The organism is Bradyrhizobium sp. AZCC 2230 (assembly GCF_036924495.1).
GTDB classification, from domain to species: domain Bacteria; phylum Pseudomonadota; class Alphaproteobacteria; order Rhizobiales; family Xanthobacteraceae; genus Bradyrhizobium; species Bradyrhizobium rifense.
The window spans coordinates 2,621,575-2,635,446 of the sequence record NZ_JAZHRS010000001.1; the positions used below are offsets into that span (position 1 = coordinate 2,621,575).

Below are 13,872 nucleotides of genomic sequence, written 5' to 3' on the forward strand. Positions count from 1 at the left end.
CCAACCCATGCGGCATGCCGCGGCCAATGTTCTGGCCGTAAGATCAGCAAGCGACGTGCCAGCGCGAAAAGCTCAATGAAATCCGTATCCGCCGCACTTTTCAGGACCGGGGAACATCGGCAATTCATGCCGCCGACGGCAGAATTTTCCGCCCACAGGAAGCTCGCCCTCCCTGCATTGCCCGGCCGAGGAGCCCATGTTAGGCGAGGCCATTCGTCCCTTCGGCCGCCACGGGAAACAGCGCCATGACCCAAGCCTTCGCCCCCCGCCCCCTGGCAATCGCGCCCTCGATCCTGGCCTCGGATTTCTCCAAGCTCGGCGAGGAGGTTCGCGCGGTGGACGCCGCAGGCGCCGACTGGATCCATCTCGACGTGATGGACGGACACTTCGTTCCCAACATTTCCTACGGCCCCGACGTCATCAAGGCGATGCGCCCGCACACCAAGAAGGTGTTCGACGCCCATCTGATGATCTCGCCCTGCGATCCCTATCTCGAGGCCTTTGCCAAGGCCGGCTGCGACCACATCACCGTACATGCCGAGGCGGGTCCGCATTTGCACCGCTCGCTGCAGGCGATCCGCGCGCTCGGCAAGAAGGCCGGCGTCTCGCTCAATCCGGGCACGCCGATCAGCGTGCTCGAATACGTGCTCGACCTGGTCGACCTCGTGCTGGTGATGTCGGTCAATCCGGGCTTCGGCGGCCAGGCTTTCATCCATTCCGCGATCGGCAAGATCCGCGACATCCGCGCGATGACGGCGGGCCGGCCGATCGACATCGAAGTCGACGGCGGCGTCGGCCCCGACAATGCGGGCGCACTGGCAGCCGCCGGCGCCAATGCCTTCGTCGCCGGCACCTCCGTGTTCAAAGGCGGCACGCAGGAAGCCTACAAGGCCAACATCGCAGCGATCCGCAATGCGGCGCTCGGGGCCCGCGGCGAAGCGATCTGAAGCACCGCTACGCGGCCGCAAACCTGCGGTACTTACGGGTGTTGCAGCGCGCAATGCCTACAATTGCAACCACGACCCGTACTCCTCCGGGCTTCCCTGATTCGTGCAAATCACCGCTAGTGATTCCTGCCTGATTGGACAGGAGCACATCATGACGACGACCCTGGTTTGGACTGGCGTGGCGTTGTGGATCGGTTTTTGTGCGTTCGTTGTGTTCGGCCCGTCGGCCGGACCGGTAAGGGTCACGGCGCGTTCGATCCGCATCATCGGCCACCGCTATCGGGCCTGATGCCATGCAGATCGCCCTCGTGAAGCGTCAGCCGAAACGCAGGTGCCGCATCCCGCGTCGTCCGCATCCAAACCTCGACTATTTCTTCGGCCGGATCGAGCGCACCGAAGGCGAGATGCGCGATGATCCCGGCGCCGAGACGGCGGACCTGGACCACCCATTCCGGTCACCGCGCCGGCATTGAAATCTTTTCTGGACCAAGACTGATGAAACCGCATTGCCCGAACTGCCTCAAGGAAATGACCAAGGCGTCAGCGTCGCGTAACCTCTTCAACTGCGAACCCTGCCGCGAGATCATTCAGTATTTCGGCGGCAGTGCGGATCACGGCGAGCCGGGGCCCCAGTTCTCCTGGCCGATCCGCCGCAAGCGCTCGGTCCACACCGCCCACGCGGCCTGATCTTTCCTAGCCCCACACCACGCCGGCGTCTGGTTTCGCAGCAGCCATCCGCGGCGGCCGCACCACGGTGACGGTGCAGGTGGCCTCTGCAGCCACCTTGGCCGAGACGCTGCCGAGCCAGGTACGCCTGAACGAATTTTGCCGCGCCCCGATGATGAGATGGTCGACCGAGTTCATCTCGGCGAATTCCAGCAGCGCCGTGGCAGGATCGACCGCCTCCAGCACATGAACCGACAGCCGGTTCTCGTCCAGCTTCAACGGCGTGGCCCAATGCCGGAGCGCGACGAGGCGGTCGATGTGCTTGTTGGAGCCCTGCTCGTCCAGCGTCTTGTCGACGGCAATGCGATTGAGCTTCAACACATTGACGCAGGCGAGCCGGGCTGACGGCAGCGTCGCCAGGATGCGCTCCGTGGTGACCCGCAGCGACTCGTTCAGTTCCGGCGCACCTTCCGCCGTATCGAGCGCGACTGTCACGATCGGGCTCATCGCGATCTGCGTCGCGAGATCCGATCTCGCACCCGACGGCTTGACGTCGGGGTTGAAACGGCGCCGCCAGGCGACGCTGAGGGGATCGCGCTTCATCCGCTCCGCACGCGCCGTGAGCTTGACCTGGTCCGGATGGGTCAGATCGAAGGCGAGCTGGGCCGCTGTCGGATAACGCCAGTCCGGCTCAATCTCGAGGCACCGCAGCACCACCTCCTGGAGCCAGGGCGGATAGTCGCTGCGGAGCGCACGCGGCGGATAAGGATCGCGCCACAGCCGGCGCCGTATCGCGCGCAGCGTCTCGCCCTCGCCGAAGGGACGTTCGCCGGTGGTGAAGAAATAGAGCAGCACGCCGAGCGAAAACAGATCGCTGCGCGGATCGTCGCGCACACCCAGAATACGTTCCGGCGCCATATAGGGCGCGGTGCCGTAAGGCAGGCGGAACTCCGCCTGCAACAGATCGGGCAGATGGTTATGATGCGACAGGCCGAAGTCGATCAGCACCGCTTCACCATTGTCGCGGAACATGATGCTGCTCGGCTTGATGTCGTGATGGATCACGTTCTGCCGGTGCAAATCGGCGAGCGCGGTCGCGATCTTCGCGACGAGCAGCCGAACCTCGTCGTAAGGCAGCGGCAGGTCGGGCAGCCGCTTGTAGAGGGTCGTCCCTGAAATGCGCTCGATCACGGCGTAGGCCTGATGCGCGAAATCGCCGGTGCCGTAGCAGTGCGGCACATGGGGTCCTGTCAGCCGGGGCAGGATCATCATCTCCATCTCGAAGGAGACGATCGCCGCCGGGTCCTCGCCCTCGGACGCCCTCGGAATCTTCATCAGCAGCGGCGCGTCTATGCCGGCTTGGGTGACGGTCCAGAGCGTTGCCATGCCGCCGGCATGCACGCATTCGCCGATGATGTAGCCGTCGATGACGGCGCCGGGTTTGACCAGGGGTTTCGGCATCGGCCTCTAGCGCCCTTCCGACAGCCGGTCGGCGAGCCAGTGCGGCAGCCCATTCTCGCGGATCCGGTTCGCCGCGGTCGCGACGTCATAGGGGGCGCGGCAATACGTGATCTGGCATGAGACCGTATCGAACAGCACGAAAGCCGCCGATGGATCGCCGTCGCGCGGCTGGCCGACCGCACCGAGCACAGCCAGCCATTGCCGCCCGCGCAGGAGTGGCACTGAAACATCGGTCTTGGGCAAGAGGCCCGTCATCTTCGCCGTCACCGACATCGAATAGAGCGCGGGACGGTGAATGTGGCCGCAGAAGGTCACGTGGGCGGGGGTCGATATCAGGCTCCTGGCGGCGTCCGCCGTCGAGCGAATGTAGTGCCAGCGCTGGGGATGAGACGCTTCCGAGTGCACGAACAGACGGTCGCCGTCCTCGACGAGCATCGGCAGCTCGGCAAGAAACCGGCGCTGCGCGACGTCGAGCCGTCCGCGCGTCCATTCGATCGCAATCTGGGCCTCATTGTTCATGGTCTCGGACGAGGAGTTCACCGCCTGGTCGTGATTGCCGCGGACGGCGACCGCGCCCTGGGCGACCAGCTCCATCGCGGTATCCACGACCCATTCCGGATCGGCGCCATAGCCGACGAAATCGCCGAGCATGACGAACCGCTCCGCGCCCTTCGCGCGGGCCGCCTTCAGGCACGCCTCGAACGCCTGCCGGTTGCCGTGGATATCCGAGAAGACAGCGAGAAGCACGCACCCTCCACCCTCAAATTCTTAATTGACGCTGATAAAGCCAATTTGAGGGAGGCGGGCAAGATGCGCCAACGCCGGGCGGTTGACCAGCGCCGCGCATCTGCAATGGTGAAGAGCCTATTGCTCGTCCTTGGGCGGCATCCGGGGTGGTGGCAGTGGCGTGAAGACGGCGCCTTGCGCGCCGGCCGGCGGGGCATTGAACTCTCCGGTCGAGGAATCGCCGCCGCTGGTCTCGATGATGACCTTGGGCGTTACATATTCCCGGACCATATCGATCAGGCTGCCCTCACCGCCGCCGAAATCCGCCGCGCGTCCGCCTTGCGGGTGGCCCGCAGCGATCTCGTTCTCGGCTGCATGGGTCCTGTCGGCCAGGGTGTCATTATAGGGGACACGGAAGGCGCGCGGGATGCCGCTCGGACGGTGATCTTCATCGAGTTCCTCGACCCACAGATAGATCGAGCCGGGATCGCCCTCCCGCGAATGTGGCTCGACGATCCGCGCCTTCAGCAGCTTGAACGCGGTGGGCAGCCTATCGGTGCTGGCCCAGCCGAGCAGCCCGCGCATTTCCGTGAAGCTGACGACGTAGAAGGCGCTGGTCACGACCACCGCGACCGCCTTCAGCGACCAGTGCAGCCGTGCATAGACCAGCACGATCAGAAGAAGCGCGCCGATCACGGCATAGGCGACCGACAGCGAGAGGATCACCGCCTGCAAATTAATCACGGCGGATCCTCGTAGCGTTCTTGCTCACACCGGTCCTCGGATCGAGATCGGCCCCGTTGCGCCAGGTGCTGCGGAAGGTCTCCATCAACGATTTCGGCCTTTGGCTGACATCGATGACCTTGCCCTCGGCATCGAGCCGGAACCGCACCGCGGTCTTCTCATCGCCGGTATGGTCGAGCGTGAATTTGTTGTCGAAGACCACCTGCGCGGTCGGATTGAGTTTCTGCACCTTCACATTGGCTGTGACAGGCTCGCCGGTCGTGGCGACGAAATGCGAGACGTTGACGGTGTATTCGCCGGCGACGATGCCGCGCACCGTCACGATCTCCTCGCGGATGGGCGAAGCGATCTTTTTGCCGTTGACCATGATGAAATCGTTGGCCCCGCCGCGATCGTCGCGATCGAGCGTGAGGAAGCCGGCCTCGCGGTGGCGATACCAGGCGATGTTGCCGGCGGGATCCTGCACGAACAGGTCGAGATCGTCAGGGTGATTGTCCGGCCAGTCCAGCGTGATCATGAGCTCGGCCTTGGAGTCGATCTTGCCCTCCTTGGCATCGGGAGAGACCGCGAGCAGCGCGAGGAAGAACAGGAAGGCGACCACCTGGAGCGCCTTGAACAGCATCACGCCCAGCGGATCGAACGGCTCCTCGCGCGGATAGAGACCGAAATCATCCATCATGACGGCGTTCCAGCGCCTTTGATTTTAGCGCCATGGCGCTCCAGCACCGGCGTCACATAGGTCTCGGTCAGCACCACGGCATCGGAGAACACCCGCTGGGTCGCGGAATCCAGCATGTAATACTGGATGCGGACCAGGATGGAACCGACGAGACCCGCCAGCGTCGTGTACATCGCAACCGCCATGCCGTCGCTCATCAGCCCCATTGAGGAGCGCATCGCAACCTTGTCGGCGGCATCCAGCCCGGCAATTGGCGCCAGCATGATGATGAAGCCGATAATGGTGCCGAGCAGGCCGAGCTTCATCAGCGTGTCGGAGACGAAGGCACCGAACCCGTTGGAGCCGCGCAGGCGGTCGGCAAGCGTCCGCAGCAGCAGCGTCTGGTCGACCGGGCGGTAATCCTGCGCGGCCGCTTTCGTCACGAGGCTCTCGATGTGATCCCGGACCAGCCCGCGCGGCAGCGTAGTCGCGCTCGCATCGAGCACCTTGCCGCCGTCGGGCGCCGCCAGCACCGCGCGGCAGCGCCGTGCAGCCGCCCCCTCACGCGCAATCGCCCGTGTGCGCAGGAAGCAATGACCGCAGGTCAGGATATAGAGCACCGCGATCACGCTCGAAATGTAGGTCCGGTCCGAGGTCAGCATCAGATGGATCAGGCCGAACCGCCACAGCAGCACGACGGCGAAGATCGATAGCCCTGTGAAAATCATCCAGAACAGCAGCGCGCTGCGCTCGGATGGGTCGGTCGCGGTGTTCGCGATCGGTCCAATCGTCATCGAACTCATGCTGCACTGCTCCTGACCCGCGATTCCACCCCAATTAGATCAAAGCCGCCGCGCCCGGTCCAAAGACCCATGCCCAATCCGGCTTGGGAAAATTGCCCGAGCTGCAATCTTGCCGCGCCTCGCAATTGGCAAGGCGCGACCGCGTTGTTAGGCTGAGCTTACCAAACTTTGGGGTGATCGCATGCGCCTCGTGCTTCAGCTTGTCGCCCGCCTGCTTCTCATCGTTGCGCTCTGCCTGGGAGCCGCGACCATATGGGCCACGTTCGATGCCTATCGCAGCGTCGACCGGGCGACTGCCGCCTCCGCGCAGCGGGTCGCACAGGCGCTTCAGGCATTGTATTGGCACGAGCTCTTGCTGCGCAGCAGCAGGATGCGCGAGCATCTCGTGCCGGTTCCGGAGTGGCGGACGCTGGAGACGATGAAGCTGATCTCGCCCGGTGTCTGCGTCGAGTTCCAGCCGGCAACCTCATTCGAAAAGCCGCTTTGCGGCCAGAGCCAGGGGATCGGCCGGACGCCGCCGCGCTGGTTCGCGTCGATCGTGCCGACCTTCCTGGGCAGCCACGCCGAGGTGGTGCGGCCCGTGAGCCCCCGCGCTGCGGCCGCCGGAACGGTGGTCGCGACACCGGATGAAGCGGCCGCAATCTCGCTCGCCTGGGAGTACATTCTCAACGTGATCGACGTCGCGCTGCTGATGGGGGCGGCGATCGCCCTGCTCGCTTCGCTGGCGATCGCGCACACGCTGGCGCCGGCGCGGGCTATTGTGCTTGCCCTGCAACGCATGGCGCGCGGCCAGTATCGCACCAAACTGCCGCGCTTCCGCTCCATGGAGCTTGGGATGATCGGCGGCGCCGTCGAGAAACTCGGCAGCCGATTGGAAGAATCCGTCGAACAACGCGCGGCGCTGACGCGGCGCCTGATCGAGATCCGCGACGACGAGCGACGCGCGCTCGCCCGCGAGCTGCACGACGAGTTCGGGCAAAATCTCTCTGCTATCCTGGCTTTCGCCAACACGATCGAGACGGCGAGTGTGAAAGACAGGGATCACGGCATCGCGCAGGATGCGCGCATGATCTCGCAGGCCACGCATCATTTGATGGCCTCGCTGCGCGATGCGCTGAAGCGGCTGCGCAATCCCCTGCCCGAGGAACTCGGGCTCGAGGCAAGCCTCGTCAACCTCGTCGACAGCTGGCGCTCGCAGAGCGCGACGCAGCCGACGATCCAGCTCGACCTCAAGGGCGACCTCACCGACATCAGCGGTCCGGCCGCCACGACCGCCTATCGCGTCGCCCAGGAATGCCTGACCAATGCGCTGCGCCACGGTGCGGCCCGCGAGATCTCGTTACACGTCGAGCGGTGCGCGGGCGAGGACGATGCGCTACTGATCCGCGTCGTGGACGACGGCGGCGGCGATGCGGCACGCGTGGCGCGCTCCGCCGGCTTCGGCCTCACCGGCATCCGCGAGCGTGTCGCAGCTGCCGGCGGATCATTGTCGATCCTGCCCGCAAGCCGCGGGCTCAGTGTCGCCGCGACAATCCCGCTTGCTGCATGAGGCCGCCATGAGCGAGGTCGCAGCAACAGGCATCTCGGTGCTGCTGGTCGACGACCATCCGATCGTCCGCCAGGGCTACCGGCGCGTGCTGGAGAGCCAGGGCGATCTCCATGTCGTGGCGGAAGCCGACAATGCCGCGGATGCCTACGGCGCCTTCAAGACGCATGACCCTGACGTCGTGCTGATGGACATCTCGATGCCCGGCGCCAGCGGGCTCGAGGCCATCCGCAACATCCGCGCACGCAATCCGCGGGCGCGGATTCTCGTCTTCACCATGCACAACGAGGCGGTGCTGGTGAAAGCCGCCTTCAATGCCGGCGCCTCCGGCTTCGTCACCAAGAGCAGCGCCCCGTCCGCCGTCGTCAACGCGATCCGCAGTGTCGCGCGCGGCGAGCGCGCCATGAGCGACGACATCGCGCATGTGCTGGCCGAGGACAGCCTGTCGACAGGATCGGCGCTGGATCAACTGGGCGAGCGCGAGATCGAGATTTTGCGCCAGTTCGCCGGCGGCGCCACCACCGAAGAGATCGCGACGCATCTCAATCTCAGCGTCAAGACCGTCCAGAACTATCACTATCTGATCAAGACCAAGACCGGCGCGCGCACGGATGCACAGCTGGTGCGGCTGGCGGCGGCTTGCGGGCTGACGAAGATCTAGAGTTTGTCGGCTGGACGTTGAAGCGCCCAAGTCTGAAGCGCCCAGGTCTGAAATACCCAAGCCTGAGAATATCTGGTTCCGGCCGGCCGCCCCAACGAACGTCTCCAGTCTCTCTCAGATTGTGCTAGGCTCGATCGCAGGCATAGCATCCGGCGGATGTCTGCTGGGCTCCGATCTTGACGCGAGCCTTTTGGCCCTGCTCTTTCGAAGCCGCCCTCGTTCCCGTTGTATGTTTGGCACGACAACAGGAGACGCTTCCATGAACATCAGGGACAGTCTTCTTGCAGCACTGATCGCCTTCAATGTTTTCGCGATCGGAACGACCGAAAGCGCAGCAACTGAGGCGAAAGACCAGATCACCATTCTTTATGACGCCTTCGGCACAAATAACGCGATGACAAAGGACTGGGGCTTTTCCGCCCTTGTCGAAGTCGCGGGAAAACGCATCTTGTTCGACACGGGTAACGACCCCGAAATCTTCGCGGCAAACGTGAAGGCCAAGGGTGTCAACCTCTCGGAGCTCGACTTTGTCGTTCTTTCGCACCGCCACTCCGATCATATGGCGGGTCTGTCCTACGTCCTGAGCGTCAATCCGACCGTCAAGATCTACGCGCCGAAGGAAGGATTTGGCATCTACGGCTCTTCGCTGCCGTCCAGCTTCTACCGGAAAGATGAGGCCTTGCCGCCGGAGATGCGGTACTATGGAGGCAAGCCCCCAGCGGTGATGAAGTCCGGCTCGGCATGGGCCAACGCAAATTTCGAACTGATCGATCAAACGACCGAGATTGCTCCTGGTATCACGCTTATTTCGCTGATCTCCGACGCGCCCGGGACAAGAGAACTCAAGGAGCTGTCTTTGGCCGTCAACACCGCAGAAGGCGTAGTCCTTCTGGTCGGTTGTTCGCACCCCGGGATCGAGCGCATTGTCGAAGCGGCGACCGGTATCAATCCCAGGATTCGTCTCATCGCCGGCGGATTTCATCTGGTCGTCGCGCCTGACGAGGCAATCGCGAAAGTCGTTACCGCTCTGAAGGACAAGTTCAAGGTCGACGCCGTAGCACCGGGGCATTGCACCGGTGAGCCCACTTTCGCCGCGCTCAAGACGGCGTTCGGCGACAGCTATCTCTATGCCGGCCTCGGCACGTCGATTTCGGTTGGAACGAGTGGGAATACCAGACGCGGGGAAGGTCCGACGCTTGACGACCTTGCGACATATCGGAAACTGGCCGCGCGCGAAGACCCGTTCGGCATATTGCGGTCACGCGGGTTGCGGTTGGGATCCGCGCTTTAGCGCGGCGGCGCACAGTTCGCACCTTTATCCAACGCTTGAGGCGAGCGGAATGGAACCGACACCGTCGCGCTTTGGTTAGCAACACAGTGAAGGAGTTGCCCCATGAGTAAGGCTATGCACCGACCCCTCGTCGATCCTCCGCTCCTCACCGTGGGCGAACTCATCGACCAACTTTGCCGCCTGCCAGATACGGCCGTCATCCACTTCCGCTGCCCTGCACTCGATCAGGAGCTCACGTTCTACCGGCTTCGGAGGCGGTCAAAGGACGCTGTCGAAATCGCGGTGAATACATATCCAGAGAGCCCGCCGGTTGTCGCATCCTCCGACGCCACTTTTCACCCGCGGAGGCAATCGCCCCCCTCGCCTTCCCTTCGCGAGGAGGCCCTTCTGCGCAAGGCGAAAGGCTGAATCGGGAGTTACGCGCTTTGGAAGGAGCGTGTCGGTCTAGGCGGCCTTCAACCCGCGCAGCACCAGCGCGAGTGTCGCGTCGACGCGCGCAGGCAGATCGGCATCCTTCCACTCGTCGGCATGGGCCGGATGGTGGAAGCGGACGGTCGCATCGAAGATCGCGCGCGCGGTCGTCTTGACATCGTCCACAGCGAACACGCCCTGCTTCACGCCGTCGATCAGGATCGCCGCGATCTGGTCGATCATGGTGTCCTTGTGGCACTTGACCGCCGCGCAGGCCTCGCGGGCCAGCGTCAGATAGGTCTCGAACATCTCGGGGTCGTCGAGCACACGCGAACGCTTCGCCGCGAACAGCGTGCGCAGCCAGCGGTCCAGCCGCACAGGCGCAGGGCCCTGCTCCTGAGCGATCGCCAGCAACGGCGCGTCGATGCGGTCAAGCCAGCGTTTGGCGACGGCCTCGCGAAGCGAAGCCTTGCTCGGGAAATGGCGATAGACACTGCCGTGGCTCACATCGAGCGCACGGGCAACATCGACCACTGTGGCCTTGGCGAGTCCGTAGCGCCGCAAAACGTCCTCGGTGACTTCGAGGATCCGCTCCGGCGTCAAGACAACGGCTTCGTTCATGCCAGCACCATGTTCCCTTTAAGGGCTCAGTTACCCGGCGATGGAGCTGCTTCCGAAGCGCCCTTGCCGGCCGTCTCGGAAAGCTCTCGCCCTAATGAGGCAGTTTTGCAGCCTGCGCCGCGATCTGGCGCGCAACCAGTAAATTGAGCCAATGCCCAATCGTCCCGGTGAGATTGATGATTTCGGTCGTCATTGTCGTAAGTCTCCAATCATTGGCGGTCCCCGTTGTTCAATTTCGACCCTCGATCCCCATTTGTTGGGATGTCGGGGTTCCGGGATGCCGCCAGACGCCCAATCGGAGCGCCCGAGAACGGATATACACGTCACGCTGACAGATTTCAATATCTGTCATTCAATGATCCGTGATTGACAGCGATTATTTGCGGGGGCCACTGCCGGGGTCGCCGGCCCATCGGCGGCCACATCCATCCGCGGACGATGATACCTTTCAGCCCCGTCATCCCCCGCCACCTTGCCGCGCCGCTTGTTTCGCCCTCCCCCTCTGCCAAATCACGGCGTAAAGGGCATTTGGCCGGCGCCCCCCCTGGGCCGCCGCCCGCCTCCTCGGCGGGTTACGCGGCGCTCACCCGCCCTACGAAGAAGAAACGGATTCTCCCCATGCCCATCGTCAACCGCATCGCCGCCCTCTCCGATGAAATGGCCGCCTGGCGCCATGATTTCCACGAGAACCCGGAGCTGCTCTACGAAGTCCACCGCACCGCCGGCATCGTCGCCGACAAGCTTCGCGAGTTCGGTTGCGACGAGGTGGTGACGGGCATCGGCCGCACCGGCGTGGTCGGCGTGATCCGCGGCCGCAAATCCGGCTCCGGCAAGGCGATTGGGCTCCGCGCCGACATGGACGCGCTACCGATCGTGGAGACCGCCGATGTGCCCTACGCCTCGAAGATCCCGGGCAAGATGCACGCCTGCGGCCATGACGGCCACACCGCAATGCTGCTGGGCGCCGCAAAATACCTCGCCGAGACGCGCAACTTCGACGGCACCGCGGTCGTGATCTTCCAGCCCGCCGAAGAAGGTGGCGGCGGCGGCAAGGCCATGGTCGAGGACGGGCTGATGACGCGCTGGAACATCGACCAGGTCTACGGCATGCACAACATGCCGGGCCTCGCCGAAGGTCATTTCGCGACCACGCCGGGTCCGCTGCTCGCCTCCTCCGACAACATCCGCATCACCGTGCACGGCAAAGGCGGCCATGCCGGCGCCACCCCGCACCAGGCGATCGACAGCGTCCTGATCGGCTCGCAGATCGTCAACGCGCTGCAATCGATCGTCGCGCGCAACGTCAATCCGCTGCAGTCGGCGGTGATCTCGATCACGCAATTCCACGCCGGCACCGCCTTCAACATCATCCCCGAGACCGCCGAGCTCGGCGGCACCGTACGCACGCTCGATCCTGATGTGCGCGATCTCGTCGAGCGCCGCATCGGCGAAGTCGCCGAGAGCGTCGCCCGCGCCTATGGCGGCTCGGCGGAGACGAAATACACGCGGATGTATCCGGTGACTTTGAATCATGCGCGCGAAGCCGGCGTCGCCGCCGACGTGGCCCGCGACATCGTCGGTGCCGACCGCGTCAACGACAAACTCATCCCGATGATGGGCGCAGAGGATTTCTCGTTCATGCTGGAAGCGCGCCCCGGCGCAATGATTCTGGTCGGCATGGGCGACAGCCCGGCATGCCATCACCCGGCTTACGTCTTCAACGACAACATCCTGGGCCACGGCGCCTCGTTCTGGGTGCGCCTGATCGAAACCGCGATGCCGGTCGGGTAGCGTCGGTCTCGGTCTCGTAGGGTGGGCAAAGCGAAAGCGTGCCCACCACTGCGTTCTCCGCCGCAAATGGTGGGCACGGCGCGTTGCGCCTTTGCCCACCCTACGGCAGCGTCACCCGGGCGGCAGTTCATCCCTGATATTGCAGCACGTGCATGCCGGCGTTCCAGTCGCTGACGAACATCATTCCGTCGGGCCGAACATAGGCATCACAGGTCTTCGCCGCGAGCGCGACGTTCGGGCGGGGATCGACGAGCTTCTTCGGCGTCGGCGGCACCCAGTAGGCGAGCTCCTTCGGCGCAAAGGCGTCCGTGACGTCGAACACCCGCACGCCGGCATTGTTGTAGGTCGCGAAAATCGTGTCCTCGCTCTGGAACGAGCCGGGGCGGTTCTCGTGCAGATTATGCGGGCCGAAGGTGCCGTTGGTGCAGAAATCGCGGTCGCGCGGCGTCGGCAGGGTTGCGATCGGCACCGGGTTTTCCGGCGCGCGCACGTCGAGCACGAAGGTGTGGAACAGGCCCTTGGCGCATTGATCCGCATTCGCTTCATCCGCGACGATCGCAAGCTGACGCTTCGGCAGCGGCAGCGGCGTATGCGTGCCGCCGGCGAAGGGCGGCGACCAGTTGATGTGCGACAGCAGTTTTGGATTGGTGGGATCGCTGATGTCGTGGATGGTGAAGCCGCCGTCGCGCCAGGCGGCATAGCCGCGATCGCCCGCCGTGATCATGTGATGGAGCGCGTAGCGCTTGCCCTTCGGCGTCGCAGGCTCGCCGGTCGCGCGATTCATCCCCGGCAGCCACCATTTCGCGACGATCTCCGGCTTCGTGATGGTCTTGAGGTCGACCACGCAGAGGATGTGGTCGGTGAAGCCGTCGAAATGCGCCGACACATAGGCATAGCGGCCGCCCGGCCACCACAGACGGTTGATGCCGAAGCCGGGCATTTCGAGAAACGCGATCTCGCGCATCTCGGCGGGTTTGGAGATGTCGTGGATGGAGAGGCCCGAGCGGAATTTCTTCGCCTTGGTGATGCTGTCGACCAGCGTGTTCTCGAAATAGCCGCGCATGTTGTCGTAGGACTGCATCGCGACGATATTGGCGCCGTTGGCAAGCAGCAGCATGTCTTCCGCCACCTGGAGATGGTGGGTGCGGGTGTATTGTCCCGCGGTGAAGAAATTGACCGGCTTCAGCGCACGCGGATCGGAGGCGTCTAAAATCGTTACGCCGTCGCTGAACATGTGCCCGACATAGATGTGCTGCCGGTTGAACATCACCTGCACACTGTCGGGCCGCCCGCCGATATCGCTGTAAGAGATGTGCTGGATGCCCTTGCCGATGCCCTCGGGGGGAATGTCCGCCTCTGAAGCCCATGTCGACCCCGACCAACCAGGCAGCGCGGCGGATCCGAGCACGGCCGACAATTGCCGAAGATGGCTGCGGCGAGTGAGTTCAGGCATCGGTTTCCCCCATTTTTTTAGAGGATGATGCTCGCTTGCGGCGAGGCATGCAAGCCTTGTGTCGTCCGCCGCGCAAGCGTCACGGTCGCGATC

15 protein-coding genes are annotated in these 13,872 nt (G+C 64.1%); 8 read left to right on the forward strand and 7 right to left on the reverse strand.

Annotated features, from left to right (window positions below; genetic code table 11):
- The first annotated feature begins 245 nt into the window (after nt 1-245).
- From rpe to V1280_RS12875, 4 genes are all read left to right on the forward strand, one after another.
- On the forward strand, nt 246-947 hold the full coding sequence (rpe, locus tag V1280_RS12860) for a ribulose-phosphate 3-epimerase (RefSeq protein ID WP_334523954.1): 702 nt from the start codon (nt 246-248) through the stop codon (nt 945-947).
- A gap of 151 nt (nt 948-1,098) precedes the next feature.
- On the forward strand, nt 1,099-1,236 hold the full coding sequence (locus tag V1280_RS12865) for a hypothetical protein (RefSeq protein WP_334523957.1): 138 nt from the start codon (nt 1,099-1,101) through the stop codon (nt 1,234-1,236).
- Between the two features lie 4 nt (nt 1,237-1,240).
- On the forward strand, nt 1,241-1,420 hold the full coding sequence (locus V1280_RS12870) for a hypothetical protein (protein WP_334523960.1): 180 nt from the start codon (nt 1,241-1,243) through the stop codon (nt 1,418-1,420).
- Nucleotides 1,421-1,442: 22 nt separating this feature from the next.
- Nucleotides 1,443-1,634 carry a hypothetical protein gene (locus V1280_RS12875; RefSeq protein ID WP_334523963.1) on the forward strand — a complete coding sequence of 64 codons (192 nt, stop codon included), beginning with the start codon at nt 1,443-1,445 and terminating at the stop codon, nt 1,632-1,634.
- Nucleotides 1,635-1,640: 6 nt separating this feature from the next.
- Here V1280_RS12875 and V1280_RS12880 read toward each other — a convergent pair whose 3' ends face one another.
- From V1280_RS12880 to V1280_RS12900, 5 genes are all read right to left on the reverse strand, one after another.
- Nucleotides 1,641-3,074, reverse strand: coding sequence for a serine/threonine protein kinase (locus V1280_RS12880; RefSeq protein ID WP_334523966.1), 1,434 nt, complete (start codon nt 3,072-3,074; stop codon nt 1,641-1,643).
- Nucleotides 3,075-3,080: 6 nt separating this feature from the next.
- On the reverse strand, nt 3,081-3,821 hold the full coding sequence (locus tag V1280_RS12885) for a metallophosphoesterase family protein (protein ID WP_334523969.1): 741 nt from the start codon (nt 3,819-3,821) through the stop codon (nt 3,081-3,083).
- 117 nt (nt 3,822-3,938) lie between these two features.
- Complete coding sequence (locus V1280_RS12890; RefSeq protein ID WP_334523972.1) at nt 3,939-4,544, reverse strand: hypothetical protein; 606 nt, start codon at nt 4,542-4,544, stop codon at nt 3,939-3,941.
- On the reverse strand, nt 4,537-5,223 hold the full coding sequence (locus V1280_RS12895; protein WP_334523975.1) for a hypothetical protein: 687 nt from the start codon (nt 5,221-5,223) through the stop codon (nt 4,537-4,539). Before V1280_RS12895 ends, V1280_RS12890 begins: the two co-directional genes overlap by 8 nt.
- On the reverse strand, nt 5,220-6,005 hold the full coding sequence (locus V1280_RS12900) for a MotA/TolQ/ExbB proton channel family protein (protein WP_334523978.1): 786 nt from the start codon (nt 6,003-6,005) through the stop codon (nt 5,220-5,222). The genes V1280_RS12895 and V1280_RS12900 overlap by 4 nt, the downstream gene beginning before the upstream one ends.
- A 181-nt stretch (nt 6,006-6,186) precedes the next feature.
- Between V1280_RS12900 and V1280_RS12905 the strand changes: the two genes are divergently transcribed.
- The 3 genes from V1280_RS12905 to V1280_RS12915 all read left to right on the forward strand — a co-directional run bounded on the left by V1280_RS12905 (nt 6,187) and on the right by V1280_RS12915 (nt 9,503).
- Complete coding sequence (locus V1280_RS12905) at nt 6,187-7,554, forward strand: sensor histidine kinase (RefSeq protein WP_334523981.1); 1,368 nt, start codon at nt 6,187-6,189, stop codon at nt 7,552-7,554.
- Nucleotides 7,555-7,561: 7 nt separating this feature from the next.
- A complete protein-coding gene (locus V1280_RS12910) occupies nt 7,562-8,212 on the forward strand; it encodes a response regulator transcription factor (RefSeq protein WP_334523984.1) in 651 nt (216 codons plus the stop codon).
- A gap of 259 nt (nt 8,213-8,471) precedes the next feature.
- A complete protein-coding gene (locus V1280_RS12915) occupies nt 8,472-9,503 on the forward strand; it encodes an MBL fold metallo-hydrolase (protein WP_334523987.1) in 1,032 nt (343 codons plus the stop codon).
- Between the two features lie 444 nt (nt 9,504-9,947).
- Here the strand turns inward: V1280_RS12915 and V1280_RS12920 are convergent, their stop codons facing one another.
- On the reverse strand, nt 9,948-10,535 hold the full coding sequence (locus V1280_RS12920; protein ID WP_334523990.1) for a TetR family transcriptional regulator: 588 nt from the start codon (nt 10,533-10,535) through the stop codon (nt 9,948-9,950).
- Nucleotides 10,536-11,153: 618 nt separating this feature from the next.
- Here V1280_RS12920 and V1280_RS12925 point away from each other — a divergent pair.
- The gene (locus V1280_RS12925) at nt 11,154-12,326 is read left to right on the forward strand and encodes a M20 aminoacylase family protein (RefSeq protein ID WP_334523993.1); all 1,173 of its coding nucleotides are present in this window, start codon (nt 11,154-11,156) and stop codon (nt 12,324-12,326) included.
- A gap of 127 nt (nt 12,327-12,453) precedes the next feature.
- Here the strand turns inward: V1280_RS12925 and V1280_RS12930 are convergent, their stop codons facing one another.
- Nucleotides 12,454-13,779, reverse strand: a complete 1,326-nt coding sequence (locus V1280_RS12930; RefSeq protein ID WP_334523996.1) for an LVIVD repeat-containing protein — start codon at nt 13,777-13,779, stop codon at nt 12,454-12,456.
- Between the last annotated feature and the right edge of the window lie 93 nt (nt 13,780-13,872).

What these genes read in the sequence shown, in the direction of transcription:
- rpe (WP_334523954.1), top strand. Translation starts at nt 246, where the DNA reads ATGACCCAAGCCTTCGCCCCCCGCCCCCTGGCAATCGCGCCCTCGATC.
- V1280_RS12865 (WP_334523957.1), top strand. Translation starts at nt 1,099, where the DNA reads ATGACGACGACCCTGGTTTGGACTGGCGTGGCGTTGTGGATCGGTTTT.
- V1280_RS12870 (WP_334523960.1), top strand. Translation starts at nt 1,241, where the DNA reads ATGCAGATCGCCCTCGTGAAGCGTCAGCCGAAACGCAGGTGCCGCATC.
- V1280_RS12875 (WP_334523963.1), top strand. Translation starts at nt 1,443, where the DNA reads ATGAAACCGCATTGCCCGAACTGCCTCAAGGAAATGACCAAGGCGTCA.
- V1280_RS12880 (WP_334523966.1), bottom strand. Translation starts at nt 3,074, where the DNA reads ATGCCGAAACCCCTGGTCAAACCCGGCGCCGTCATCGACGGCTACATC.
- V1280_RS12895 (WP_334523975.1), bottom strand. Translation starts at nt 5,223, where the DNA reads ATGATGGATGATTTCGGTCTCTATCCGCGCGAGGAGCCGTTCGATCCG.
- V1280_RS12900 (WP_334523978.1), bottom strand. Translation starts at nt 6,005, where the DNA reads ATGAGTTCGATGACGATTGGACCGATCGCGAACACCGCGACCGACCCA.
- V1280_RS12905 (WP_334523981.1), top strand. Translation starts at nt 6,187, where the DNA reads ATGCGCCTCGTGCTTCAGCTTGTCGCCCGCCTGCTTCTCATCGTTGCG.
- V1280_RS12910 (WP_334523984.1), top strand. Translation starts at nt 7,562, where the DNA reads ATGAGCGAGGTCGCAGCAACAGGCATCTCGGTGCTGCTGGTCGACGAC.
- V1280_RS12915 (WP_334523987.1), top strand. Translation starts at nt 8,472, where the DNA reads ATGAACATCAGGGACAGTCTTCTTGCAGCACTGATCGCCTTCAATGTT.
- V1280_RS12920 (WP_334523990.1), bottom strand. Translation starts at nt 10,535, where the DNA reads ATGAACGAAGCCGTTGTCTTGACGCCGGAGCGGATCCTCGAAGTCACC.
- V1280_RS12925 (WP_334523993.1), top strand. Translation starts at nt 11,154, where the DNA reads ATGCCCATCGTCAACCGCATCGCCGCCCTCTCCGATGAAATGGCCGCC.
- V1280_RS12930 (WP_334523996.1), bottom strand. Translation starts at nt 13,779, where the DNA reads ATGCCTGAACTCACTCGCCGCAGCCATCTTCGGCAATTGTCGGCCGTG.